Here is a 24,737-nt window from a genome sequence, read left to right as displayed (position 1 = left end):
ATTATCCGTCACTTCGCCTGCTGTGCGCGATCACGAGCCTGCGCATCGAGGATTTCGCGAACAGCATTTACAATATCCTCTTCCTTGACCGTGACTTGCGCCGGGCGGCTTTCACGCCAGGTTGCATTGTCCTCGATCTCGGCAGAAATACGCTTGCCTTCAATCAGGTCCTTGATCTGGATTTCGCCTGCTTCACGTTCCTGCGATCCCTGAATGATAACGCATGGCGCATCACGACGATCAGCATATTTCATCTGCGCCTTCATGCCGGAACCACCGACATACATTTCAGCACGGATGCCGGCCTGACGCAGATCAGACACCATCTTCTGATAACGACCAAGGCTTTGCGCATCCTTGTCCATCACCAGCACCACAACCGGGCCAACCACATCGGACACATCAAGTTTTCCGAGGTTTTTCAGCGCCGTCATCAGGCGCGAAACACCGATGGAAAAGCCCGTTGCCGGAACTGACTCGCCACGGAAGCGCGAAACCAGACCATCATAGCGACCGCCGCCGCCAACCGAACCGAACACAACCTTCTGGCCATCTTCATTGGTCACATCGAACAAAAGCTCGGCTTCAAACACAGGACCGGTGTAATATTCGAGACCACGCACGACCGATGGATCGATCTTCACACGCCCCTCATAACCACCAGCGTCAAAAAGCGCTTCCATATCGGCAAGCTCTTTCACACCTTCTTCGCCCTTGGCGTTACCAGCAACCACGCTCTGCAAATTGGCAATGGTTTCAGCCCCTGTTGCGCCGCCCGCAGCGGTGAAGGCCAACACCTTTTCCACGGCCGCAGCAGACAGTTCAGCGCCCTTGGTGAAATCGCCGCTTTCATCAAGACGGCCTTTGCCCAAAAGAAGTCTTACGCCGTCAGCGCCAAACTTATCGAGCTTATCAATGGCACGAAGAACATTAAGGCGCTTGCCCGCATTTGCATCGCCGTCAAGGCCAATGGCTTCAAGCACACCGTCAAGAACTTTGCGATTGTTGACACGGATAACATAATCGCCGCGTGCAATGCCAAGGCGCTCAACCGTATCAGCCATCATCATGCACATTTCAGCATCCGCCGAGACGTTCGGTGCACCAACCGTATCCGCATCAAACTGCATGAACTGGCGAAAACGGCCCGGGCCCGGCTTTTCATTGCGGAACACCCAGCCATTGCGATAGCTGCGGTAAGGCTTTGGAAGGCTTTCGTAATTTTCCGCAACAAACCGCGCCAGCGGCGCCGTCAGATCATAACGCAGCGAAAGCCACTGCTCGTCATCATCCTGAAACGAGAACACGCCTTCATTCGGACGATCCTGATCGGGCAGGAATTTGCCCAAAGCATCCGTATATTCAATAAGCGGCGTTTCCACCGGCTCGAAACCATAAAGGTCATAGACTTCGCGGATGGTCGCGGTCATCTTTTGAGTGGCGCGCAGATCATCCGGCACCCGATCGACAAACCCACGCGGCAACCGCGCCTTCATCTTGTCCGCTTTATCGGCCATTTTTCCTGCCTGATCACTGATTTTGTCATATTGCGCCGGAAAATCCGGCAAATTCGTTGCCGGTTTCCTAACGCATCAAGACCGGTGCGGCAAGTGCAGGAAGCTGTTTAAAAAGAAGCGTTCAGCGTGTGGCAATCGCCACCGCAGCACCTGCCATCATTCCAGCACTTGTACGATTGGCAATCCGCATTGCACGTGGACTGCGCAAGAAACGACGCGCCTGTGCAGCAAGCACCACCCAGGCACTGTCGACTGCGGCCAAAACTGCAAACATAACAAGCAGCAATTCCAGCCAGCCGATCACCGAAACATGCGTAATATCGATCACAGTCGGCAGGATTGCTATATAAAATACCATGATTTTTGGATTGCCGAGCGTCACAGCCAGTGCGCTGAAAAACAGTTTCTTTGCTTCACCATGGCTCGGAATGGCATTCTCGTCCACACTCGTTTCAACGGGTGCAATCCACATTTTCCATGCAAGATAGATCAGATATGCGACACCGAGATATTTGAGAACAAGAAAAACAGTATGAAAGCTGTTTGCGATCGCTGACAAGCCCCATACCGCCAATGAGAGCCAGATAGCATCGCCCAGCCAAAGACCAAACATAAATGGAAATACACCCTTATGGCCGCGGCTAATCACCCGCGCAACCAAAGCGCCAACATTTGGGCCCGGCGTGCCTGCTGCGACAACCAGAATACCGGCAAAAACCACAAGGGATGTGAAATCCATTTTTATCTCCTGTTGCGGCTTTCTGCCAGAAAAAGAATATAAACGCAATCAACGCTTAAGGGCGTTTGAATGCCGTTCTCAGTTGTTCAATATGAGCGCGGCAATGACAACCCTCAATGTGATCATTTACCAGCCCCATAGCCTGCATAAAAGCATAGACCGTCGTTGGGCCGACAAAAGACCATCCGCGTTTTTTCAGATCTTTGGAGATATTTGTAGAAGTCGCTGTAGTGGGATTGGCAATCAGGGTCGGGTAATCCACGACCGCAGGACGCTCTTGCGCACCCGGTTCAAAAGACCAGAAATAGGCAGCAAGCGAGCCTTTTTCCTGCACCAGTTCAATGGCACGATTTGCATTATTGATGGTCGAGACAATTTTACCGCGATGGCGCACAATCCCTTTATCAGCCAGCAACCGCTCAATATCCTTCTCATCATAGAGTGCTACGCGATTGAAATCGAAACCATCAAAAGCGGCCCGAAAATTCTCACGCTTGCGCAGGATTGTCAGCCAGGACAGGCCGGACTGAAACCCTTCAAGGCAAATTTTTTCAAACAAACGGTAATCATCGGTTACAGGGATGCCCCATTCATTATCGTGGTAAGCGATATAATCGGGCAACTCGCCAGGCCAGAAACAACGCGTCCTGCCATCTGCATTGACAATCAATCCGGTCTTTTTTTCTGACGCATCATTCATTCCGGTCTCCCTGTTTCATCAACTCTTAATCATGTCACGCAACCTTGCGCTAACCACAACTTCAATTTGAAGCGCCATGATCTCTTAGTCGCAAAAAAATTTACCTTTATGATTCCATTGCCCCGCACAATAGACCCATGAAATTCAGGGCTGTACTACTGACAGGGGATGTCAGGAGTGCGATGGGCAACCGCGTCAGCGTGAATGCAGGGCGCAAAAGAGACGGATTTGGCTTATGAAACCACGTCATCTGCTTTTGATTGGATCCTTTGCGGCGATTGCCGTTTCCATTGTTACCACCAGCATGGCTTTTGCAAATGATCGTTATGCGACCAAACCACCAGTGCGCATCGATAATGCAACATCACAACGCTGGCTTGCGCAACTTGGCAGCCCAGCTGTTCGTGTTTTGCCTCAAACAGGCACTGCGCAACCGCAAAAGCGCACCGTTGTTAAAAAGAAGCAACCCTCCAAAGCACGCTATCAGAATGTGAGCCAGCAGCGACCGGCCGTCAATCCAGCAAAGGCTGTGCGCAAGAAACAGCATTTTGATCCCATGTTCCTGCCGCAGCGTGTTTCCTATTCAGGCGGAGAGAAAGCGGGAACCATTGTGATCGATACCGGCAAACGTTTTCTTTATCTCGTTGAAGGCAACGGTCAGGCGCGTCGCTATGGCATAGGTGTCGGCAAGCAGGGCTTTGGCTGGAAAGGCACCCAGAAAGTGAGCCGCAAAGCTGAGTGGCCAACATGGACTCCGCCTAAAACAATGATTGCGCGGGAACGTAAAAAAGGGCGCATACTCCCGGCCCAGATGAAAGGCGGAATCAATAATCCGCTTGGCGCACGCGCACTCTATCTCGGTTCAACGCTCTATCGTATTCATGGCACCAATCAGCCCTGGACCATTGGCAAAGCCATGTCTTCAGGCTGTTTCCGTATGCGTAACGAAGATGTGACCGATCTGTATGGCCGTGTTCCTGTGGGTACACGCGTGGTCGTTCGCTGATCAAAACCTGCTGCAAACCCTTTATTCAGGCCGTTGTCGCGAATGTGACTGCGGCCTGAATTGTCATCAAATTGAAATTTTTGACGTTTTTATAGGAAAAACGACCACCTTCGCGCAAAAAGACCGTCGAAATATCTTTCACTTTTAATCCGAACACCCATATGCTGTGGAAGTAAAACGAAGAGTTTATATGTAAGAGGGAAGGACTGATCATGACCGTACCGGCAGTAAAACTAAACGACGGCAATCATATCCCGCAGCTCGGTTACGGTGTCTGGCAGGTGGGCAATGACGAAGCCATCTCAGCGGTCAGCGAAGCGCTGAAAGTGGGCTACCGGCACATCGATACTGCTGCCATTTATGGCAATGAAGAAGGCACCGGCAAAGCAATTAATGCATCTGGCATTGCCCGCAGTGACATTTATCTGACCACCAAGCTCTGGAACAAAGAACAGGGTTATGAGACAACGCTCAAGGCTTTTGACGAAAGCCTCAAGAAGCTTGATACTGATTATGTTGATCTTTATCTGATCCATTGGCCGCTTCCATCCAAAGATCTTTTCATGGATACATGGCGTGCGCTCATCAAGATCAAGGAAGAAGGCCGGGCGAAATCTATCGGCGTGTCGAACTTCCAGATTGCCGATCTTGAGCGCATTCTCAAGGAAAGTGACACTGTTCCGGTTCTCAACCAGATTGAACTGCACCCACAGTTTCAGCAGGACGAGCTACGCCTGTTTCACAGCAAGCATAACATCGCAACCGAAGCATGGAGCCCACTGGGGCAAGGCACCATTCTGGAAAACCCGACCCTGAAATCCATTGCTGAAAAGCACGGAAAATCAGTCGCACAGATCATCCTGCGCTGGCACATCGAAACCGGCAATATTGTTATTCCAAAATCCGTTACACCAGCGCGTATCAAGGAAAATTTCGAGATTTTCGATTTTAGTCTCAATGGCACAGACCATGATGCGATTACCAAGCTGGACAAGCCAGATGGCCGTATCGGGCCAAATCCTGCGACCTTCTCGGTCGTTTGATTTTAAAATAACGGCGTTGCAGTCAACGCCGTTATTTTACACTGTAAGTGCCAGCGGTTTTGGACCACCATAGGCCCAGTCCAGCAATTCAACTGTATGAACAATCGGCAATTTACTGCCTGTTGCAATCTGCGTCATGCAGCCAATATTTGCGGTCGCAATCAGATCGGCACCTGTGGCCTCAATATTCCTGACCTTGCGGTCACGAAGTTTGGTCGCGATTTCAGGCTGCATAATATTATAAGTGCCCGCTGAACCACAACAAAGATGCCCCTCCAGCGGTTCTTTCACCTTAAAGCCAGCTTTTGAAAGCAAATCTTTTGGCTCACGCAAGATTTTCTGACCATGCTGCATGGAGCAAGCCGAATGATAGGCAACGCTCAGCGTTTTCGGCTCTTCAGGTTTGGGCAGTTCGATCGTGGTGAGATATTCGGTAATGTCCTTGGCAAGTGACGATATACGCGCTGCCTTATCCCTATAGGCTGGATCGAGCCGCAGCATATAACCATAATCCTTGATCGTCGTTCCGCAGCCCGAAGCAGTCACGATAATCGCATCAAGACCACCTGCATCGATTTCGCGCGTCCAGACATCAACATTGTGCCGTGCCTGATCAAGTCCATGCTCCTCGCGCCCCATATGGTGAACAAGCGAACCGCAGCAGCCTTCATTCTTTGGTGCCACCACTTCAATCCCAAACCGATTGAGCAGTCTGAGTGTTGCTGCATTGATACCGGGATTGAGTACGGGTTGCACACAGCCATTAAGAATTGCAACGCGCCCACGCTTTTCTCCCTTAGGCGTACTGACCGGTTCGGGATCAGCTTTGGAGGGCAGGCTTTGCGGCACAAGTTCCAGCATAGCTGCCATGGGCTTCAGGCTCTCACTTTTTCGCATGAATGGCGCAAAGGGACGGCCAAGCCTTGCAAGTTTGAGCGCCAGACGAAACCGGCCCGGATAAGGCATGACCTGCGCCAGAAGCCCACGCAAAAAACGGTTCATGAAAGGTCGCTTATAAGTCTTTTCGATATGCGCACGCGCATGATCGACAAGATGCATATAATTGACGCCCGATGGACAGGTGCTCATGCAGGAAAGACAGGACAGGCAGCGATCGACATGGCGCACGATTTCTTCATCCGCCGGACGCCCGTTTTCGAGCATATCCTTGATCAGATAAATGCGGCCACGCGGACTATCGAGTTCATTGCCAAGCGTCACATAGGTTGGACATGTCGCGGTACAGAACCCGCAATGCACACATTTACGCAGGATCTTGTCCGCTTCATTCACACCGGGATCGAGCAATTGTTCGGGACTGAAATGAGTTTGCATGGCTTAAACTCCCGCCTGCTCAGAATATATACGTCCCGGATTTAGAATGTTTTCCGGGTCAAACTGATGTTTCAATCGTTGTGACAATGCTGCAAGCGCTGCGGGTTGCGGCTCAAATACTTGCGTTTTTGCACGTATAAATTCCGACGCTCTTATCAATGTTGCATGCCCGCCACCATATTTGGCGATCAGCTTGCGCAGCGTCTTGGCTTCCGGCTCCGCCTCCATCCGCATCCAGATCAACCCACCCTGCCAGTCATAATAGGCATCAACACCTGCATGACGGCGAAACTCATCCACCATGCGCCAGCCCTGAAGTGGAGCCATCGAAACACGCCAGACCACCCGATTGTCACCCGCCTGTGCATAGGGCGACACATCGCGTATTTCTGCCCAGAGCTGTGCAGATTGATGCTCATCAAGCTCGTCAATTGCTCCGGTGCTGTGAAGCATCGCCTGTAATTGCCTGGCTCTATGCGCAACAGATGGCGCAAAGCCTTCGAGCCTCAAAAGGGTCGCAGCATCCCAGCCCAGCCTGCCATCGAGAAAGCGATTGATAACACTGGGTGGCAAATGAGCGCTCGATGCGACCTCCTCGCGCGACCCCATCGCCATGGCCATGACGCGCGACGCCTTCTCGTCATCCAGCCCACGAACAGCCAGCGTTACAGAGGTTTCAGGCTTGGGCAGAACCTTGAATGTAACTTCCGTTGCAATACCCAGCGTGCCCCAAGAATTAGCCATGCCTTTGGAAAGATCATATCCGGTGACATTCTTGACGACGCGCCCACCGGATTTGAACAATTCCCCACGACCCGAAACCACCCGTACGCCCAATATATGATCACGTGCCGCACCCGCTTTTAAGCGACGCGGTCCAGAAAGATTGGCAGCTAACACGCCGCCAATCGTCCCCTGTCCGGCTTTTCCACCAAGCAAGGGGCCATAGTCCATCGGCTCAAAATGAAAACACTGATTGTTTGCGGCGAGCAAGTTTTCAATCTCGGCAACAGGCGTACCAGCCTTGGCCGAAAGAACCAGTTCATCCGGTTCATAAAGCGTTATGCCAGAAAGCTGCGATACATCCAGAATGTGAGCGGCCTGCACCGGATGACCTATTTTACGCTTTGAGCCATTGCCGATAATTTCCAGCGGAGTGGAGGTGCCAAGCGCCCATTTTACGGCCTCAAGGACAGCTTCTTCATCTTGCGGCTTTATAATATTTACATCAGTCATCATCAAAACCACAGATCAAAAACGCGGAAGGTCGGGGAAGGCCAATGCGCCGCGATGCACATGCATACGGCCAAGCTCGGCACAGCGGCGCAATTGTGGAAATACTTTGCCGGGATTGAGCAAGTGTTTGCTGTCAAAAGCACATTTGACACGCATCTGCTGGTCAAGATCAATCTCGTTGAACATTTCCGGCATAAGATCGCGCTTTTCGATACCCACACCGTGCTCGCCAGTCAGCACACCGCCAACTTTCACACAAAGACGTAAAATGTCGGCACCGAAATTTTCTGCGGCTTCAAGCTCTCCGGGAATATTGGCATCATAGAGGATGAGCGGATGCAGATTGCCATCACCCGCATGAAAAACATTGGCGACCCGCAGCCCATATTTTTCAGACAATTCACGCATACCCGCCAATACCCGTGGCAGTTCCTTGCGCGGAATGGTTCCATCCATACAAAGATAATCCGGTGATATGCGCCCCACTGCCGGGAAAGCAGCTTTACGCCCTGCCCAGAAAGCCAGTCTCTGTTCTTCTGATTGCGAAAGCGTACAAGTGGTCGAACCATTTTCAAGCGCGATTGCCTCAACCTGCCCGATCAAATGATCCACCTCAATCGGCGGTCCGTCGAGTTCAACAATCAGCAGCGCCTCCACATCAAGCGGATAGCCAACGCGGACAAAATCTTCAGCCGCCTGAATAGCAGGCCGGTCCATCATTTCCATGCCACCCGGAATAATGCCCGCCCCAATAATATCCGCCACACATTGCCCTGCCTGCTCGCTTGACGGAAAGCCGACCATAACAGCGCGCGCAGTTTCAGGCTTTTGCAGAATACGAACGCTAACTTCGGTCACCACACCAAGCAGACCTTCCGACCCTGTCATCAATCCCAGAAGATCATAGCCTTCGCTATCAAGATGCTTGCCGCCAAGTCGTATGACTTCACCGGTGATCAGTACCATTTCGATACCCAGCACATTGTTGGCAGTAAGACCATATTTCAGGCAATGCACGCCCCCTGCATTCTCGGCAACATTGCCGCCTATCGAGCAGGCAATCTGCGAAGACGGGTCAGGCGCATAGTAAAAACCTTCATGCTCAACCGCTTTTGTAATGCCCAGATTGGTTACACCCGGCTGCACAACTGCCACACGATTGGGATAATCAATTTCAAGGATGCGATTGAAGCGCGACATGACAAGAAGCACAGCATCAACCAGCGGCATGGAGCCACCAGACAGCGATGTGCCAGCACCACGTGGCACCACGCGAATGCCATTGTCATGACAATAGCGCAAAACCTGTGCGACCTGATCAACCGTTTCTGGCAGGACAGCGACCAGCGGCAAGGATCGATGCGCAGTCAGACCATCGCTTTCAAAAACCCGCATCGCATTGACGGTATCGACAACACCCTCGCCCGGCACGATATTGCGCAAATCTGCCACGATGTCAGCCCGTCTTTGCAAAACATTTGCATCCGGCTCCGGCATGATCAATCCGCTCATATATTCCTCCGCTTCCAGCGCCCTCTCTTAACTGGTAAACTGAATTTACCAGTCTTGCCTATGGCGAAACAGTTTTAACGCTGCGGCATAATCGCCTTGCGATCCAGACAAGCCCTCGGTTAGATGATAATCAGCACATGGAGCTGTCGGGGAGGTTTTGAAACTATCATGATGAGCAGTCTGGCCGATATGGAGATTTTCGCACGTGTTGTCGCAACTGGCAGCATGTCCGCAGCTGCACGCGATCTCGGCCTGTCGCCTGCTGTCGTATCCAAAAGACTTGGCAGACTTGAAGAACGACTTGGCACCCGCCTTCTCCAACGTACGACACGCCAGATTGCGCTCACCGAAGCAGGTGAAGGCTATCACGAGCGCGTGCTGGCAATTTTATCCAGCATCGAAGAGGCTGAGACCTTTGTTGCAAGACGCTCCGCAGATGCCCGTGGGACTTTGAAAATCTCTGCACCTACCACTTTCGGACGAATGCATATTGCGCCCTATCTGGTACCATTCATGCGTGCCAATTCTGATTTGACTGTAAATATGCAGCTTTCAGACGATATGGTCGACATTGTCGGGGATGGCTATGATCTTGCAATCCGCATTGGTGAATTGTCAGATTCAACCCTTGTTGCTCGCCGTCTTGCACCTGTGCGCCGCATTCTTGTGACCTCGCCGGCCTATATTGCTGAACGCGGCACGCCTAAGACAATTGAAGACCTCACCGATCATATCTGCCTTGCGCCCCATAATAATGACCCATGGCGGCTTGAAGGACCACAAGGGCCAATTACCATTCGGCCCGTCGGTCCGCTCCAGACCAATTCAAGTGAACTGGTGCGTGAAGCAGTGCTCGCAGGGCTTGGCATCGCGCAGCGCTCAACATGGGATGTGGGACCGGATCTCGCAGCCGGGAAGCTGGTACAGGTTTTGCCTGAATATACGGCATCGCGAAATGTCGCCATTCACGCAGTCTACCCATCAAAGCAATTTCTTCCCGCCAAAGTGAGACTTTTTATCGATTATCTGGCCGATCTTTATGGACCGGTTCCTTATTGGGAGAGCGGAAGTTCTCCACAAGGCATTTCTAAATAATAGACGAAGCAAACATGATTGCGTATGAACGCGACCGGACTGCAAGACATCCGTCAAAAAATTAAGGAATGAAAATGAACACAGGCCCCCGCCTTATTTTTGCACTCATCGTCGCCATCGTTGTTGGCTGTGGCTTTATGTTTTATGACAAATCGCGCGGTGCTGAATGGGTTGTTTCCCCGCAACAGATCGAGCAGGCAAAAGCAGAAGGCAAGACTGGCTTTGAAAGCCGTCCAGGAACTGTTACCGTTCTTCCAATCCGCAGTGAAACTGCCGACGTTCTGCCCTTCAAATGGGCAATGTATGGGATCGTTGCCGGGCTCGTTGTTTTCATCTCTGGCCGCAAGCGCAAGAAAGCCTGATACCAGTTTTTCACGTTTCAAACCCCGGATGCATCGCTTCCGGGGTTTTTGTTTATGCAATCAAGAGATTCGTTGCTGTAATCTCCGCTTGAAGCTAACTTACCATCATGACCGAACCAGTATTTTCTCGCATTCCAGTCAGCCGTACGGCAGATGACGTTGTCCACCAGATCGAGAGCCTCATCCTGGAAGGCGTTCTTCGCGGTGGCGACAAGCTTCCAGGTGAACGCGATCTTGCACAACAACTCGACATATCGCGCCCTATCCTGCGTGATGCGCTCAAACGGCTTGAAAATGCGGGACTTGTCATTTCACGCCATGGCGATGGAACCTTTGTGGCAGATGTCATTGGCCAGCTATTCAGTGCTCCGGTTGTGAAACTATTCGCTGAACATCGCAAGGCAACGGCTGACTATCTTGAATATCGCCGCGAGATCGAAAGCATTACAGCGGAATATGCAGCGCTACGCGCCACTTCAGCCGATAAGGCTCTACTGGCAGAAATCATGACAGCGATGGAAAACGCCAATAATGCCAATGATCTGGATAAGGGTGCCCAACTCGATGTCGAATTTCATAACGCAATCGGAGAAGCTGCTCACAATATCGTTCTGCTTCACACTTTACGCTCCTGCTATCAGCTTCTGAAAGATGGCGTATTTTATAATCGCAGTCTGATTTACAGTTATCCCGGCGTCGCTGACATGCTGCTGTCACAACATCGCGCCATTTACGACGCAGTGATTGCAGGCAATCCGCAAGCAGCGCGCAATGCAGTTCAAAATCATATCCGTTTTGTCGAACAGGCAACCACTGACCGCGAACTCAACGACGAACGTGAGCGCGTATCACGCCTGCGCTATCGTCAGCGGGCTGGAAAAGACGTGAAAGAGAGCGCTGATTCATGAGTGACGTAACCTTAAACGAAGCAAAAGGCCCGGAAGATATCCGGCTTTATGCTATAGGTGATATCCATGGCCGCCTTGACCTGTTGCAAGATATGCACGGGTTGATCCGCGCCGATATAGACCATCATCCAACCCATGACTGGCGCATTATTCACCTTGGCGATTACATCGACCGAGGACCGGATTCGAATGGTGTTCTTGAATTTCTCATTCAAGCGTCAACCAATGATCCGCGCATTATCTCACTGATCGGCAATCATGATGATGGTTTGCTGCGTTATCTTGCAACCGGCGATACCAATGGTATATTTGCACTGCATGGGGGGAGTGACACAGCGCGATCCTACGGCGTGGATGTCGACTACGCTGATCCAGCATCGGCAAAAGCAGCATATTCCAAGCTTTTACATGCCATTCCACAAACGCATGTCGATTACATCCGTTCAATGCCCTCTTCTATAAGCTTCGGAGATTTTTTCTTCTGCCACGCAGGTGTAAACCCAACCATTCCATTGGATGCGCAGGACCGTGACGAGCTGATGTGGATCAGAACATCATTTCTGAAATGGGCAGACCCCTTACAGAAGGTCATCATCCACGGTCATACACCGCAAACTATTGTCGATGTCCACCCCAATCGGGTCAACCTCGATACCTATGCATGGAAGAATGGAAAGCTGTCAGCCATCGTCATCAATGGGCAGGAAAAACGCTTTCTGGAAGTGACTGGTCCAGCCGCTATGCCAGCTGTTTAACGCGCACTGGAAACGCCATAACCGTCAGTGGAAGTCATGCTGTTACCGGCATCGACGGTAAAAATTCCAACTGCCATAAACACGATCCCGGAAACCATCAAAACTGTAAGAAGTGCGGCATGTTTAGTGGTCATAATAGAAAACTCTTTGACGGATTACCGGAAATAGGAGACCGAGTTTTCTTGATGAGCAAAGCTTGCACCTTGCCAGATCATTTGCCACCCGGAACATGGCCTCCACTACACCTGAAAAAAGTTACCCGCAACTGAACGCCATCGTTACAATTGTTTCTTTCAGGGTGGAAAACCCAAATGATTTTCACCTGTGGCAAAGTGGCAACGAATTATCCGATCAAATGAGGATAAGCTTGTACATCTAGTCATTTTAGATGCCATTCTCATCAAACCAATGGGTCATGATTTCAACTATAATAGCATTTTGCACGGCATCGGGCAGCAAAAGGCTTGACCATGGGTCAAGGCCTCTGCCATCGATATGATCATGCGCGCAAATTACAAAATGCAACGAATTTACATTGAAGCAGACCTTGCTGACGGCAAAACTGTCGAAGCACCATCACAAATCGCCCATTATCTGACGCATGTATTGCGGCTGAAAGGAGGCGACGAAGTTTTAGCCTTTAACGGGCGGAATGGTGAATGGAAGGTCAGACTACGTCCCGAGGGTAAAAAGCGGCTCTTTCTGGAAATGATTGAACAGACGCGGCCACAGCCTGCACCCTGCGATCTGATTTATTGCTTTGCGCCACTTAAACAGGGCCGGCTCGATTATATGGTGCAGAAGGCCGTGGAAATGGGTGCAGGTGTACTGCAACCCGTAGTGACACAGCATACACAAGTAACCAGACTCGGCACAGACCGCATCAGGGCAAATGCGATCGAGGCAGCCGAGCAATGCGGTGTGCTTGCAATCCCCGAATGCCGTGATGCTATACGCTTTGATCGCTTTCTGGAGCAGTGGGACCCGTCACGCCGCCTCATCTTTTGTGATGAAGGTCATGAAAGAGATAATCCGCTGAGCATTCTCAACAGTTTCGAACCTGGCGCTTATGCCGTGTTAATCGGTCCTGAAGGTGGTTTTTCGGAAAGCGAACGTCAGCAATTGCACGACCTCCCTTTTGTAACTGCAATTCCACTTGGGCCTCGCATTCTGCGTGCCGATACAGCGGCTGTTGCAGCGCTCACCCTTGTACAGGCCGTATTGGGTGACTGGAAAACACCCTCATGAATTCAATAAAATCCAATCATCAATGAAATTGACTTGCGTGATTTGACAAATTTGTCCAATCACGCTGACAAAGACAAATTCGACCAGGGATAATATGTATGGCACGCGACACGACCGATGAAACAGCACTGAGCAGTGTTGAAGAACTCGCTGCCTATCTTGCTGAAGGAGCCAAGCCAAAAGACGCATGGCGCATCGGCACCGAACACGAGAAATTTCCTTTCTATACCGCTGATAACAGCCCTGTTCCTTATGAAGGGCCAGGCGGAATCAAAGCGATTCTCGAAGGCATGCAAGCCAAGCTCGGCTGGGAACCAATTATTGACGAAGACAATATTATTGGTCTTGTTGAGCCAACCGGACAGGGCGCAATTTCGCTTGAGCCGGGCGGCCAATTTGAATTGTCAGGCGCCCCGCTATCATCCATCCATCAGACATGCCGCGAAGTGAATGCGCATCTTTCGCAGGTGCGTGAAATTGCTGAACCGCTCGGGATTCGGTTCCTCGGACTTGGTGGCAGCCCGAAATGGACATTGGCTGAAACGCCGGTCATGCCAAAATCACGGTATAAAATCATGACCAACTACATGCCTAAAGTCGGGCATGAAGGTCTCGACATGATGTACCGCACTTCGACCATTCAGGTTAATCTCGACTTCAGTTCGGAAACCGATATGCGCCGCAAGATGCAGGTTTCGATGAAATTGCAGTCGATCGCGACCGCATTGTTTGCCAGTTCACCTTTCACGCAAGGTAAACCCAACAATCTTCTGTCATGGCGCTCCAATATCTGGCGAGACACGGACAACCAGCGCTCAGGGGTGCTGCCCTTTGTTTTCTCAGAAAACTTCGGCTTCATCGATTATGTTGAATGGGCGCTCGATGTGCCAATGTATTTCATTTTGCGCGACGGACATTATCACGACTGCACACATGTCACCTTCCGCCAGTTCATGAATGGTGCTTTGAAGGGCGAAGTCAGCGACCCTGTGCCAAACATGGGCGACTGGACAAACCATCTTTCGACCTTGTTCCCGGAAGTACGCCTCAAGCGCTTCCTCGAAATGCGTGGAGCTGACGGTGGCCCATGGCGCCGCATCTGTGCCCTGCCTGCTTACTGGGTTGGCCTGCTTTATGATGATGAAGCACTGGATGCCGCTGAAGAACTGACAAAAGACTGGACCTATGAAGAGGTTCTCGCACTACGCAATGACGTTCCTGCGAAAGCACTCAATGCCTCATTCCGCGGTAAACCTGTGGCACAGATTGCGCGAAAAACGCTGGAAATCTCCCGCCTGGGTCTTCTCAATCGCAAACAGTTAAACAGTGACGGTTTTGATGAAACGCATTTCCTCGCACCGCTCGAAGAAATCGTTGCAGCCGGCATCACCGATGCTGAACGCATGCTCAAAGCCTATCACAGCGTCTGGGGTGGTTCTGTCGAACCAATCTTTCTGGAATACGCTTACTAAGCAAGCTCGAAAAACAGCGAAACAAATAATTAGAGTGCGTCTCAAAACTATGACAGTTTTCGGGGCGCACTTAAAATAATGAGCCTTGCCCACCACGGCCAGATGTTGGTGTTTTACGACGGGTCATAGAAGTTGATGACGAATCGGTTGCATCTCCAACCCTTGCAGCCACATCACCATCACGAAAACGAATAGATAAAGCGTCACCTTCCGAAACACTTGCGGCCTGTTTGACGGGCTTGCCTTCTGCATCAAACACAACTGCAAAGCCACGATCCAGAACACTTTCATAAGAAAGTGTACGCATCAGACGCTCCAGCTCCTGACCACGCCTTTTTATGCGTTCAATCAATATGTTGATCGCCTGATCACAACGCCGTTGAAGCTGATCAGCAACACTGTTTGCAAGGGTTATACGGCGCAATATAGGATCGGATGTTAATCTGTCAGAACGCCTTGCAAACAACGTACGGCGTTCGCGCAAAAAGGATTCCAATGCGCGTGGCAATCGCTGCTCAACCAGCTTTATATGACGTTTCCGCTCATCAAAACTGCGCTGCAACAAGCGGGCAGACAGCATACGTGCCCGCCCCTCAAAATGAACACGCTTCTTTTGTGTATTCACAAAAAGTGCTCGCGTCAGCCGCAAAGCAGCCTCATCAAAACGACGGCGCGGCAAAGCCAGCAACTGATCGGCAGATGGCAAAGCGCGACCGGCAGCGCGATATGCTTGACGCTTCACATCGATGAAACGTGCTATGGCAGAAGTGAGACGTGCAGATTGTGCAGCGACTGTTGCCACGAGATCAGCCTTAACCGGCACCGCCATTTCGGCAGCACCTGTCGGTGTCGGTGCACGCACATCCGCAGCCAGATCAATCAGTGTCCAGTCCGTCTCGTGTCCAACAGCTGAAATAACCGGTATATGCGAAGCGGCTACCGCACGCACCACGATTTCATCATTGAACCCCCAAAGGTCTTCAAGACTGCCACCACCACGTGCCACTATCAGCACATCAGGGCGTGCAATTGAGCCATCCTGGGGCAGACTATTAAAACCGTCTACTGCTGCTGCCACTTCTGAGCCGCTGGTTTCCCCCTGTACACGCACCGGCCAGACAATGACATGCAAAGGATAGCGATCAGAAATACGATGAATAATATCTCGAATGACCGCCCCTGTTGGCGAAGTAACAACCCCGATCACCTTTGGCATGAATGGCAGAAGCTGCTTCATTGCCGGATCGAACAAGCCTTCGGCCGCCAGTCTGCGCTTGCGCTCTTCAAGCAGTGCCATCAAGGCGCCTGCACCTGCCGGCTCCATCTGCTCAATAACAATCTGATATTTGGATGACCCCGGATAAGTTGTCAGCTTACCGGTAACAATGACTTCCATCCCTTCTTCCGGCTTAAAGCGCAAACGTCCCATCGACCCGCGCCAGATCACTGCCTCAAGCCGTGAGCGATCATCTTTCAAAGAAAAATAAGCATGTCCCGATGAATGGGGTCCACGATAGCCCGAAATTTCACCACGGACGCGCACATGCGCAAACGTATCCTCAACGGTGCGTTTCAATGCACCGGAAATTTCGGAAACGCTATATTCAGCGACATTGGTAGCGCTGTTGTCCGTTATCGATTCTGAACTCATGCTCATTTCATAATAGGTATCAGCCGCCATTCAATGGTCAACGGGACAAGACGCCGCCATATATGCAACTTCATTGTCACCAGCCGGGTAATAATTCATTATTGCGCACTCGCCGCGTACGCACCGATGGGAAAGATGCTATTTCCCCTGAAGCCATCACTGCCGGTGCTGGCGATGAAATATTATCAAGACTTTCAACAATATGCTGCGCCAGTGCGTCAACAATAGCGTTCTGTTTCGTATGGCCGCGCATGATACCAATACCAAATTCCGGCAAGACACCAAAACCGTCTGCTTCGCCTAAAACACGCATCCCTGGCCGCAACGCACATTCCGGTAAAATAGAAACAGCAAGCCCTGATAAAACAGCAGCCGCCAGCACGGTTGCCGACCAACTCGTTATGATGATGCGATAATCCCGTTCCGCCTGTTCCAAAAGATCAATGGCTGCATGTCGCCATATGCATGTCGGGCGCCCGACTGCCAGCGGCAATATCACCTCTTCATGCACGGTATGACTGCTTGATGTCACCCACAGAAGTGGTTCGGTACGCACAACCTCAGAACGACGCTTGTCATCACATTGCGTGACAAGGGCAATGTCGAGTGCGCCACGGCGAATCATTTCATCAAGATTCACTGTTGGTTCGCAAACCACCGAAAGCTCCACACGCGGGTTCGAACGCGCAAACCGTGCCATGATCTCCGGCAGGAACCGATCTGCATAATCATCCGGCGTGCCGATACGTACATGCCCTTCAAGCTGTTTATCATCGAAAGCCGCAATGGTTTCACTATTCAATAACAACATACGACGCGCATAAAGCAATAATCGCTCGCCATCTTCAGTCAGACGATTAATACGGCCATCGCGTTCGAAAAGTGGCTTTCCGATGCGATCTTCCAAACGACGCATCTGCATGGAAACAGCCGACTGTGTTTTAAACACACTATCCGCCGCCTTGGTAAAACTACCCATATCCGCAATAGCAATAAAGGTCTGCAACTGATCCAGATCTAACGGAGCGTTCATCGAGAAAATCCATCACTATTATTGAACTATTACATTAAAAACATTCACTGGAATAATCAATTTCATTATTAGATAAAGTCATCATATCCGAAACTGATCGGTTTCTGGATTATAGGTTCCCAAAGGTAAGCATATGAGCTGCCAACAGGGATCACTTCAAACCTGCACGCTTGAAGGAGAGCGGCAATGATAGCGACCAGCAAGAGCCCTGCAACATTTTTACCTGCAACCAGCGCATTAGCGTCCATGCTACAGCAAATTGCAAAAGCTGTATCTGTATCAATTTTGCATCGCTGGAAGCTCTTAAATAGTCGTCGTCATATCCAGCATATCAATACACTCGACAATTATCTGCTCAAAGACATCGGGCTAAAGAGTGAAGATCTTTATACCGCGACCCATATGCGCAGCGCGGAGAATCCAACACGTATTCTGGCAGATCTTGCACAGGCGCGCATAACAGCCGCCAGGCATGTCTGCTGAAGGAACATCTGGCAGGCGCCACCTTCACATACCGGGTCGCCTCCCGGTAGCCTGCCCCTTGCCCGGCGGCAGCTCTGCTGCCGGGCCTTTTTGCCTGCTGCAAGCCCAGGAATGCACAGACAACATCTCTACCAGGATAACAAAGAAATATCTGAATTTACCACATTTTTTCAAAGAGGGGCTTGCGCTAGCTGTTTGAGTTCGCTAGATGATGGCCGCAGACAAACAAAGAAAAGTTCTTTGTTCGCTACCCTTTTAGTCTTATCTGGCTAAAATTAAATACTCTGCTGGGGAATAGGTTAACGGTAGACCCACGGACTCTGACTCCGTTAGTCCTGGTTCGAATCCAGGTTCCCCAGCCATTTGATTTTGTTAAGCTTTTTGTATATTAGTCTACATTTTTTGGTTTGTAAACTTCGTAAGCCACGGTTTTTGAACCAGATAACTCACTATTTCTGTTATAGTTTAAATTCAAAACAACGGTACACTTTCCAAACCTCTTAAGCATCAAAAGTCTGTCAGACTGCTTTTGCGGGGGGTATTATTGGATCGATCTGTTTATAACTTAGACGAAGTTAGAAGCAAAATGACAGCTTTCGGAGACAGCCTCAGAAAGCGGATCATCAATTGGACTGTGGCTATGGCAAACTCCGGCCCAAAGCGGTCATTTCAGATGCGTGGTTTGGAGGCCGGTTCGCGATCGGAATCACCTGAATTTGGTTCGCCTTTCGGTTCGATCAGAAGAACCTTCACTTCATTCTCGGCTCGTGGGCGATGCACAACACCTTTAGGAACCACAAACAATTCGCCGGCTTTGACGGTGCGTGACGCCTCTCCTTCAATATCAATTTCCATTTCACCTTCGATGACGTAGAAGAAATCATCAGTCGCGTCATGCTTGTGGAAGGGATACTCACCAATAAATCTGACTACCATTACGTCATTTTCATTGTAGTCTGCGATGACATGCGGGTCCCAGTGGCTTGAAAATTGGTTCAGCTTTTCATCAAGATTAATTATTTTCATCTGTGTTTCCTCATTGTTAGACCGTTAAGGAGAAACGAAATTTCAGCTAACGACAGTCACCAAAGTTGTGTGCCACAGGAGATGACATCAGGTCTTGAACGATCGTGCACGAGTGACTGGGTCCGTTCAGCCCCGCGGCAAGTTGAAATCCAGCGAATAGAAGCCTTTTTTTCAGGCAAAGCATATGCTTCCCATCGACACGACACTTATTCGATCGGTTACACGATTAATGGCGTCCAAAGCTTCGACTACCGCGGAACACGTTTGAACAGTACGGCGGGGCGCGTCATCGTGTTGCATCCTGACGAAATTCATAATGGCGAAGCAGGAAACGAGCAGGGTTTCCACTATCGCATGCTTTATGTTGAACCAGCAATTATCAGAGAGGCGCTAGGCCGACCGGCCGGTGCGCTTCCATTCGTGAAAGATGCTGTGTTAGGCGATCCGAGATTGCTCAACGCCATACATTCGGCTTTTGCAGACATGGATGTGATATTAGAGCCAATTGCATTAGATGGCATAATGGCCCGTCTGACAGATGGGTTGCTCGCATATGATGCTTCTACCAAAAACTCCCAACGCAGTTTTATCGACATTAGAGCTGTGCGCCTAGCGCGGGAATATCTTGAGGCAAATATTTGCAGGACTGTGGCTTCAAGCGAGCTTGAAAACGTTACAGGGCAGAATCGTTACGAACTCGCCCGCCAATTCCGCAAAGCATACGGCACAAGCCCTTATCGTTATCTTACGATGCGTCGTATCGACCGGGCGCGTTTTTATATCGCAGCAGGCCTAGCCTTAGCCGATGCAGCGATCAATGCCGGGTTCAGCGATCAGGCTCATATGAACCGCCGGTTCAAAGCAAACTTCGGTTTAACACCCGGCTGCTGGCAGCGCTTGGTCCTAAGCTGAACTTAAACTAGCACTATTGACCCCAAGGGCGCGTCTAATACGCAGCTGTCAGGATTAGATGCGGCGGCCATAGCGATGTCCTAATGTGGCCCCTTCTTTTCAACCGCTCTTGGGGTAAAAGCTGAAGTCTATTAAACTCAGTTGAAGCTAGCAACTATATGCGAACCCATCGTGCCAAATTACAAAATAATGGTTTGGATTTGGCAGCTAACCCATTGTTTCACATAGGACATGAAATACATCGTTTTGCAAAATGATTATCATATTATCAATATATTGGCTTGGACTCTGACTCAGTTACTCCTACTTCGAATCCAGGCTCCCCAGCCAAAGCTTTCCTTAATAAAATCAACAAGATGGATAAATGAAACACTCGATTGCGCACCGTTTTCATGTTGCATCTTGTTCCAAACAGATTCTATGTAATTACAACTGATTACAAAAACCCACGGCAAATCCATGCAACATTCATTACTCAGCAATAGGTTGTATCATAGGAATTCATTTCATTTTTTTCAAATATTCTACTTTGTATATAGCGCACGCGAGCGCTCCAGATGATGAAGCATCGCAGCTTCTACACCGTCTGAATTTTTGGCAGCGAGCATATCTATGATTTCTTCATGCTCAACCAACGTATAATTTTCCTTACCCGTCCAGATCAGCATATGAGTATGATACTCGCGCAGCCATGCGAGCATGGCCTCACTCACACCAACAAAGATTGGATTGCCGGAAATCTTTGCAATACGGCTATGAAATTCCATATCAGCCGAAATGAATGCATCCGCATCACCCAATGCTTCACGCTGACGGCCAACAATCGCCCGAAGATCGGCGATATCCTGATCATTGGCTTTATAGGCCGCCTCACGCGCAATGACACACGGGGCCGTTTCTTCAATGCTTTTGATCTGGTCAATCGACTTGAAACTGAAACACGCAACAAGGCAGAACCTCAATTATCGTTACGACCAATCTGGCATTCGGCGAGTGGCTCACTGTCTATGGTGATGCCAAAATGACAACTGCACTTCTTGATCGGCTGACGCACCATTGCGAAATCGCAGAGACAGACTCCGATTGGCATGCGACGTGAGAGTATAGCACACTCTCGCTTCGGCGAATGAAAGTGGCTATCTCAAACAGACCAAGATTGAGAATAGGGTCAGATATTTTGGTGTGGACATAGAGGATGCTTTAGAATTTACCTATGACATGAAAACTCACTGAGCAGCTGTGCGCTTTAAAGTTTTCTTTTGGCTTATGCAAAGCGATGACGAGCTTGGGATAGAATAGGCGCTGCCTGATATCTACAGTGCTGATTTCACCATGCGTGGCTAAAATTTATGGAAAACATTTGGCTGTTTGGCGTGTAGCTTTTTTTGGCAACAGTTGTATTCCAGCTTACAGCAATCGCATCTACAGGAGTGAGGTTGAGACTCCCGCCAATGCCAAGCTTGAGCGTGCTCTGCAAATTATCCTGAGAAGTTCCGTCGACAAATGTTTGTCCACCGTAACTATAAAACGCATCCGCAGAAACCCATAATGCCTTATTCAAGTTTTTGCTGTAGTGAGCTTCAATCGTAAATAATGGGTCCTGTGCAAGAGTCTTGTCCTTATGGTATGCATCGTTATTCGTGAATAGTTGCACATTTGCGTTTGCCGTGATCCAGTCTGCTGCTCCACCTAAAGGCACACCAACGGACAGTTGAGGTTTGAAGCCCCAGCGATTGGCACCGATATTTACCACTCTCTCTCTATCATATTGACCGGTGGGTATGGAAACAGCCAGGGATGCTGTCAGATAGGGCTCTGGTGTCCAGTTGGCAAAGGCTTCCTTGGAGAGCGCCGGTGCGCCCACTAAATTGACGAGGAAAATTGCCTGGATGTCTCCAAAGCCATCTACGTTGGCACCTATCCTCGTTGCGTCTAGATTTGCATCGACAAATGCGTAGGGAACTACGAGTTGTATACCCGCGATCTGTCCATTTAAATCAAAGCTATGCGCATATCGGAATATAGGAATGCTTGAATTGACCGACGCGCCTGTAATGGGCAAAGCCGAGTTGATAGATGTCTCTGCATTTGAGTATGTATAATAAATATACGCAAAGTTCATGTCGACTGGCACATTCAGCCAGTCGCGTGCGCCGTCTGCCCAAGCGGAGCAAGGCAGATACAGCGGTAAAATTAATAAACCCGTCAAAATTTTTTTCAAAACGATGCCCCTTCTTCAAGAGAAAATTATATTTTATCAAGGGGTTACGATGTTGAAACTGCTGTCGAAGCTATCTATCAATGATATGAACTCCTGGAAAGCACCACTGTCGCCTACTATTTTGATATTCCCGGAGCTCACTTCATCATCCAAACTGGATTCGCCAAGATTGACTTTGTCTAAAGCAGACTTGGTAAGTGTTGCCGTCGCAACTGCTCGCGGATCAGCTTTATTGTTATAAACGAGAACAGAGTTTTCAATAGCGAGGTTGTAGGTGGTTTTAAGGTCTGTAAAGTCAATATTGATGGAAAGAATTTTTCCTTCTGCTTTTTCAGCGTTTAAGCGAACAGCCAGATAATCAAACAGCATTTCAGGCGTCATTGCCTGTATCACATCTGGGCTGGCACTGCCGCCTTTCGTCGTGAGCTTTGGCGTTCCGTTGCGCAATTCATAGGCACCTTGCAGATATATAGAACGCCATGGTCCAGCTTCAGCCTGATAGCCCAGTTGTTCATAGCTCTTTGCCAATAGCTCTTTGGCATCCGTATTCTCAGGGTTGGCAAAAACAACATGCTTCAATGCAGTGGCCGTCCACCGATATTCGCCCTTATCAAAATCTGCCTTAGCCTTGCCTACAACGTTTTCTTCCCCACCCATATATTCAACATATTTCTTGGCTGCTTCCACAGGAGGCAGGTTATCCAGATCCGAGGGGTTGCCGTCATACCAGCCCATGTAACGCTGATAGACTGCCCGCGAATTGTGTCGCAAAGTCCCGTAATAGCCACGGCCGGGCCAAAAGCTTTCCAAGCTTTTAGGAAGTCGGATCATTTCGGAGATTTCTTCTCCGGTATAGCCCTGATTAAGGAGATTAACAGAACGGTCGTGGATGAATTTGTAAAGGTCGCGCTGCTTTTTCAGATAGTCGTTAATATTGTTGTTTCCCCATTTTGGCCAATGGTGGGATTGAAATTTCACGTCTATCTTATCGCCATAACGATCTATGGTATCGTTTATATATTTCGCCCAGGCCAATGCATCACGGACCTGCGCACCACGAAGCGTCAGGATATTATGCATGGTAGAGACTGTGTTTTCTGCCATCCACATCGCACGGAACTTTGGAAAATACGTATTCATTTCCGCAGGGGCTTCTGTTCCGGGAGTGAGCTGAAATTCCATCTCAATTCCGTCTACAGTCAGTGTTTCGCCATCATTTTTAATATACTCATTGGGCGCAATTAATGTACCGGTCCCACGGGGAGTGGTAAGCCCAAGACCCGCGCCAACGCTGCCTTCTGCATTGCGCGGAAGAAGAACACCGTACATATAGGTGGCACGACGGGTCATCGCGTTTCCGGCGATCACTCCCTCGCTGACTGCATGCTCCATAAAACCCTCAGGAGCGATCAGGCGAACTTTGCCGGAAAGAACATCGTCTTCGTTTATAATAGCCTTTACGCCTGAATAGTGATCGACATGAGGGTGGCTGTAGATGACTGCAACAACAGGACGTTCTCCGAAATGTTGTGTGAGAAGCGCGAAAGCAGCTTTTGCTGTTTCAACCGAACTGCCAACATCATAAACGATCCAGCCAGTATCGCCTCGAATGAAAGTGATATTCGACAGATCGAATCCTCTGACCTGGTATATCCCGTCTGTAACTTCATAAAGGCCGTATTGGAGATTTAGCTGAGCATTGCGCCAAAGGCTCGGATTCACGGACGCTGGAGCAGGGCTATCAAGCGTTATGAACTTCTTATAGCTCTCCAAATCCCAGACTACTTTGCCATCATCGCTTTTGATCGTCAGTGTTTCGGGCCGCAGTAGCAATCCTTTTGCAGCATCGTCAAATTCTCTTCTGTCTTCAAAGGGAAGCTGCTGAAGGATCTTCTCATTAGCATCGCGAGTTGTTGTTGTGGCAGGATCGGAGAGTGCCGAATTGATGCCAGCTAGTAACAGCGATACGATGAACACTTGAGTTTTAAAATGACGGCCGCTGCGCATATAATTCCCCTGAGCTGTAAAGCAAACATAGTTAAATATTTTTCAATCAATTAGACTGAACTCAGCTAGAAACTTAGGCACATATATTTTAAAAGATTGAACCTCAGGTTCATTCTACAATAATTTTTTATAGTTCTAGCATGGTTTCTAATGGATGCAGCAAGGAAACACATGAATGGTTTTTTCAGGATCTCTGGCGCAAAACTTTTCTATGGATAGGAAAGAAGCCGATTTGATCATGAGATCAAATGGTTGGCTCTCCAGTCAGAACCCTGAATTTCAGAACGAAGTGCTGAAAAGATCCTTGCTGGTAAGTTTTGAGCCGGGAGAATACGTGTACAGGATGGGGGACTCGCTGGGTGGAATTTATGGCCTGGTGCGAGGCAACCTCACAATCAATACAGAGGTGGTTCGGGAAATCTGGACAGCGGAGATAAGTGGAATTTCTGCCTGACTTCGGCTTAGATGCCGAGAAC

General features: G+C 49.7%; 23 protein-coding genes, 1 tRNA gene and 2 pseudogenes. 13 read left to right on the top strand and 13 right to left on the bottom strand.

Annotation, left to right across the window (positions count from 1 at the left end; genetic code table 11):
- Positions 1 to 8: 8 nt before the first annotated feature.
- The 3 genes from hisS to FHY56_RS12930 all read right to left on the bottom strand — a co-directional run bounded on the left by hisS (position 9) and on the right by FHY56_RS12930 (position 2,956).
- On the bottom strand, positions 9 to 1,517 hold the full coding sequence (gene hisS / locus FHY56_RS12940) for a histidine--tRNA ligase (RefSeq protein ID WP_140905622.1): 1,509 nt from the start codon (positions 1,515 to 1,517) through the stop codon (positions 9 to 11).
- 121 nt (positions 1,518 to 1,638) lie between these two features.
- On the bottom strand, positions 1,639 to 2,256 hold the full coding sequence (locus FHY56_RS12935; protein ID WP_140905621.1) for a LysE family translocator: 618 nt from the start codon (positions 2,254 to 2,256) through the stop codon (positions 1,639 to 1,641).
- A 55-nt stretch (positions 2,257 to 2,311) separates the two neighbouring features.
- On the bottom strand, positions 2,312 to 2,956 hold the full coding sequence (locus FHY56_RS12930; RefSeq protein WP_140905620.1) for a DNA-3-methyladenine glycosylase I: 645 nt from the start codon (positions 2,954 to 2,956) through the stop codon (positions 2,312 to 2,314).
- Between the two features lie 235 nt (positions 2,957 to 3,191).
- Here FHY56_RS12930 and FHY56_RS12925 point away from each other — a divergent pair, with 235 nt between their 5' ends.
- Both FHY56_RS12925 and FHY56_RS12920 read left to right on the top strand, forming a co-directional pair.
- A complete protein-coding gene (locus FHY56_RS12925; protein WP_140905619.1) occupies positions 3,192 to 3,962 on the top strand; it encodes a L,D-transpeptidase in 771 nt (256 codons plus the stop codon).
- A gap of 212 nt (positions 3,963 to 4,174) precedes the next feature.
- Positions 4,175 to 5,005 (top strand): aldo/keto reductase, encoded by an 831-nt coding sequence (locus tag FHY56_RS12920; RefSeq protein WP_140905618.1) that lies wholly within the window; start codon positions 4,175 to 4,177, stop codon positions 5,003 to 5,005.
- Between the two features lie 36 nt (positions 5,006 to 5,041).
- Here the strand turns inward: FHY56_RS12920 and glcF are convergent, their stop codons facing one another.
- Genes glcF through FHY56_RS12905 form a run of 3 tightly spaced genes read right to left on the bottom strand, consistent with a single transcriptional unit; the run spans position 5,042 to position 9,088 of the window.
- Positions 5,042 to 6,340, bottom strand: a complete 1,299-nt coding sequence (gene glcF, locus FHY56_RS12915) for a glycolate oxidase subunit GlcF (protein WP_140905617.1) — start codon at positions 6,338 to 6,340, stop codon at positions 5,042 to 5,044.
- 3 nt (positions 6,341 to 6,343) lie between these two features.
- The gene (gene glcE / locus FHY56_RS12910) at positions 6,344 to 7,576 is read right to left on the bottom strand and encodes a glycolate oxidase subunit GlcE (protein WP_140905719.1); all 1,233 of its coding nucleotides are present in this window, start codon (positions 7,574 to 7,576) and stop codon (positions 6,344 to 6,346) included.
- A gap of 15 nt (positions 7,577 to 7,591) precedes the next feature.
- Positions 7,592 to 9,088, bottom strand: coding sequence for an FAD-linked oxidase C-terminal domain-containing protein (locus tag FHY56_RS12905; RefSeq protein ID WP_140905616.1), 1,497 nt, complete (start codon positions 9,086 to 9,088; stop codon positions 7,592 to 7,594).
- Positions 9,089 to 9,256: 168 nt separating this feature from the next.
- Here FHY56_RS12905 and FHY56_RS12900 point away from each other — a divergent pair, with 168 nt between their 5' ends.
- The 4 genes from FHY56_RS12900 (at position 9,257) to FHY56_RS12885 (ending at position 12,208) form a co-directional block, all read left to right on the top strand.
- On the top strand, positions 9,257 to 10,183 hold the full coding sequence (locus FHY56_RS12900; protein ID WP_140905615.1) for a LysR family transcriptional regulator: 927 nt from the start codon (positions 9,257 to 9,259) through the stop codon (positions 10,181 to 10,183).
- 74 nt (positions 10,184 to 10,257) lie between these two features.
- Positions 10,258 to 10,545: a hypothetical protein gene (locus tag FHY56_RS12895; RefSeq protein ID WP_140905614.1), complete on the top strand. Its 288-nt coding sequence runs from the start codon at positions 10,258 to 10,260 to the stop codon at positions 10,543 to 10,545.
- A 107-nt stretch (positions 10,546 to 10,652) separates the two neighbouring features.
- Positions 10,653 to 11,453 (top strand): FCD domain-containing protein, encoded by an 801-nt coding sequence (locus FHY56_RS12890; RefSeq protein WP_140905613.1) that lies wholly within the window; start codon positions 10,653 to 10,655, stop codon positions 11,451 to 11,453.
- Positions 11,450 to 12,208: a metallophosphoesterase gene (locus FHY56_RS12885; RefSeq protein ID WP_140905612.1), complete on the top strand. Its 759-nt coding sequence runs from the start codon at positions 11,450 to 11,452 to the stop codon at positions 12,206 to 12,208. The genes FHY56_RS12890 and FHY56_RS12885 overlap by 4 nt, the downstream gene beginning before the upstream one ends.
- Here FHY56_RS12885 and FHY56_RS17920 read toward each other — a convergent pair.
- Entirely contained in the window at positions 12,205 to 12,342 is a 138-nt protein-coding gene (locus tag FHY56_RS17920; RefSeq protein ID WP_168927607.1) for a hypothetical protein, read from the bottom strand. The genes FHY56_RS12885 and FHY56_RS17920 overlap by 4 nt on opposite strands.
- A 367-nt stretch (positions 12,343 to 12,709) precedes the next feature.
- Between FHY56_RS17920 and FHY56_RS12880 the strand changes: the two genes are divergently transcribed.
- Positions 12,710 to 13,456, top strand: coding sequence for a 16S rRNA (uracil(1498)-N(3))-methyltransferase (locus FHY56_RS12880; RefSeq protein ID WP_140905611.1), 747 nt, complete (start codon positions 12,710 to 12,712; stop codon positions 13,454 to 13,456).
- A gap of 98 nt (positions 13,457 to 13,554) precedes the next feature.
- Positions 13,555 to 14,928, top strand: coding sequence for a glutamate--cysteine ligase (locus tag FHY56_RS12875; RefSeq protein WP_140905610.1), 1,374 nt, complete (start codon positions 13,555 to 13,557; stop codon positions 14,926 to 14,928).
- 70 nt (positions 14,929 to 14,998) lie between these two features.
- Here FHY56_RS12875 and xseA read toward each other — a convergent pair whose 3' ends face one another.
- Together xseA and FHY56_RS12865 are read right to left on the bottom strand one after the other, a co-directional pair.
- Positions 14,999 to 16,585: an exodeoxyribonuclease VII large subunit gene (gene xseA / locus FHY56_RS12870; RefSeq protein WP_376890359.1), complete on the bottom strand. Its 1,587-nt coding sequence runs from the start codon at positions 16,583 to 16,585 to the stop codon at positions 14,999 to 15,001.
- Positions 16,586 to 16,655: 70 nt separating this feature from the next.
- Positions 16,656 to 17,612, bottom strand: a complete 957-nt coding sequence (locus FHY56_RS12865; protein WP_140905608.1) for a LysR substrate-binding domain-containing protein — start codon at positions 17,610 to 17,612, stop codon at positions 16,656 to 16,658.
- Positions 17,613 to 17,798: 186 nt separating this feature from the next.
- On the opposite strand from FHY56_RS12865, the gene FHY56_RS12860 reads away from it, so the two are divergent.
- Together FHY56_RS12860 and FHY56_RS12855 are read left to right on the top strand one after the other, a co-directional pair.
- The gene (locus tag FHY56_RS12860; RefSeq protein ID WP_140905607.1) at positions 17,799 to 18,095 is read left to right on the top strand and encodes a hypothetical protein; all 297 of its coding nucleotides are present in this window, start codon (positions 17,799 to 17,801) and stop codon (positions 18,093 to 18,095) included.
- Between the two features lie 288 nt (positions 18,096 to 18,383).
- A tRNA-Gln gene (locus FHY56_RS12855) sits at positions 18,384 to 18,457 on the top strand.
- Between the two features lie 307 nt (positions 18,458 to 18,764).
- Here FHY56_RS12855 and FHY56_RS12850 read toward each other — a convergent pair.
- Positions 18,765 to 19,121, bottom strand: coding sequence for a cupin domain-containing protein (locus tag FHY56_RS12850; protein ID WP_140905606.1), 357 nt, complete (start codon positions 19,119 to 19,121; stop codon positions 18,765 to 18,767).
- Between FHY56_RS12850 and FHY56_RS12845 the strand changes: the two genes are divergently transcribed.
- Entirely contained in the window at positions 19,086 to 20,033 is a 948-nt protein-coding gene (locus FHY56_RS12845) for an AraC family transcriptional regulator (protein ID WP_235889495.1), read from the top strand. The two genes, FHY56_RS12850 and FHY56_RS12845, sit on opposite strands and share 36 nt — an antisense overlap.
- Before the next feature lie 524 nt (positions 20,034 to 20,557).
- Here the strand turns inward: FHY56_RS12845 and FHY56_RS12840 are convergent.
- A pseudogene (locus tag FHY56_RS12840) lies at positions 20,558 to 20,914 on the bottom strand (FCD domain-containing protein); the annotation flags it as partial.
- On the opposite strand from FHY56_RS12840, the pseudogene FHY56_RS12835 reads away from it, so the two are divergent.
- Positions 20,879 to 21,132 (top strand): annotated as a pseudogene (locus tag FHY56_RS12835) (ATP-binding protein); the annotation flags it as partial. The pseudogenes FHY56_RS12840 and FHY56_RS12835 sit on opposite strands and share 36 nt — an antisense overlap.
- A 228-nt stretch (positions 21,133 to 21,360) precedes the next feature.
- Here FHY56_RS12835 and FHY56_RS12830 read toward each other — a convergent pair.
- On the bottom strand, positions 21,361 to 22,254 hold the full coding sequence (locus FHY56_RS12830; protein ID WP_210240055.1) for a transporter: 894 nt from the start codon (positions 22,252 to 22,254) through the stop codon (positions 21,361 to 21,363).
- Between the two features lie 36 nt (positions 22,255 to 22,290).
- Positions 22,291 to 24,261, bottom strand: coding sequence for an alkyl/aryl-sulfatase (locus FHY56_RS12825; protein WP_140905604.1), 1,971 nt, complete (start codon positions 24,259 to 24,261; stop codon positions 22,291 to 22,293).
- A 175-nt stretch (positions 24,262 to 24,436) separates the two neighbouring features.
- On the opposite strand from FHY56_RS12825, the gene FHY56_RS12820 reads away from it, so the two are divergent.
- Positions 24,437 to 24,715, top strand: a complete 279-nt coding sequence (locus FHY56_RS12820) for a cyclic nucleotide-binding domain-containing protein (RefSeq protein ID WP_140905603.1) — start codon at positions 24,437 to 24,439, stop codon at positions 24,713 to 24,715.
- Positions 24,716 to 24,737 lie beyond the last annotated feature (22 nt).

Source organism: Brucella gallinifaecis (assembly GCF_006476605.1).
GTDB classification, from domain to species: domain Bacteria; phylum Pseudomonadota; class Alphaproteobacteria; order Rhizobiales; family Rhizobiaceae; genus Brucella; species Brucella gallinifaecis.
Note: the sequence above shows the minus strand (reverse complement) of the source record. Positions and strands in the feature narration are given on the sequence as shown.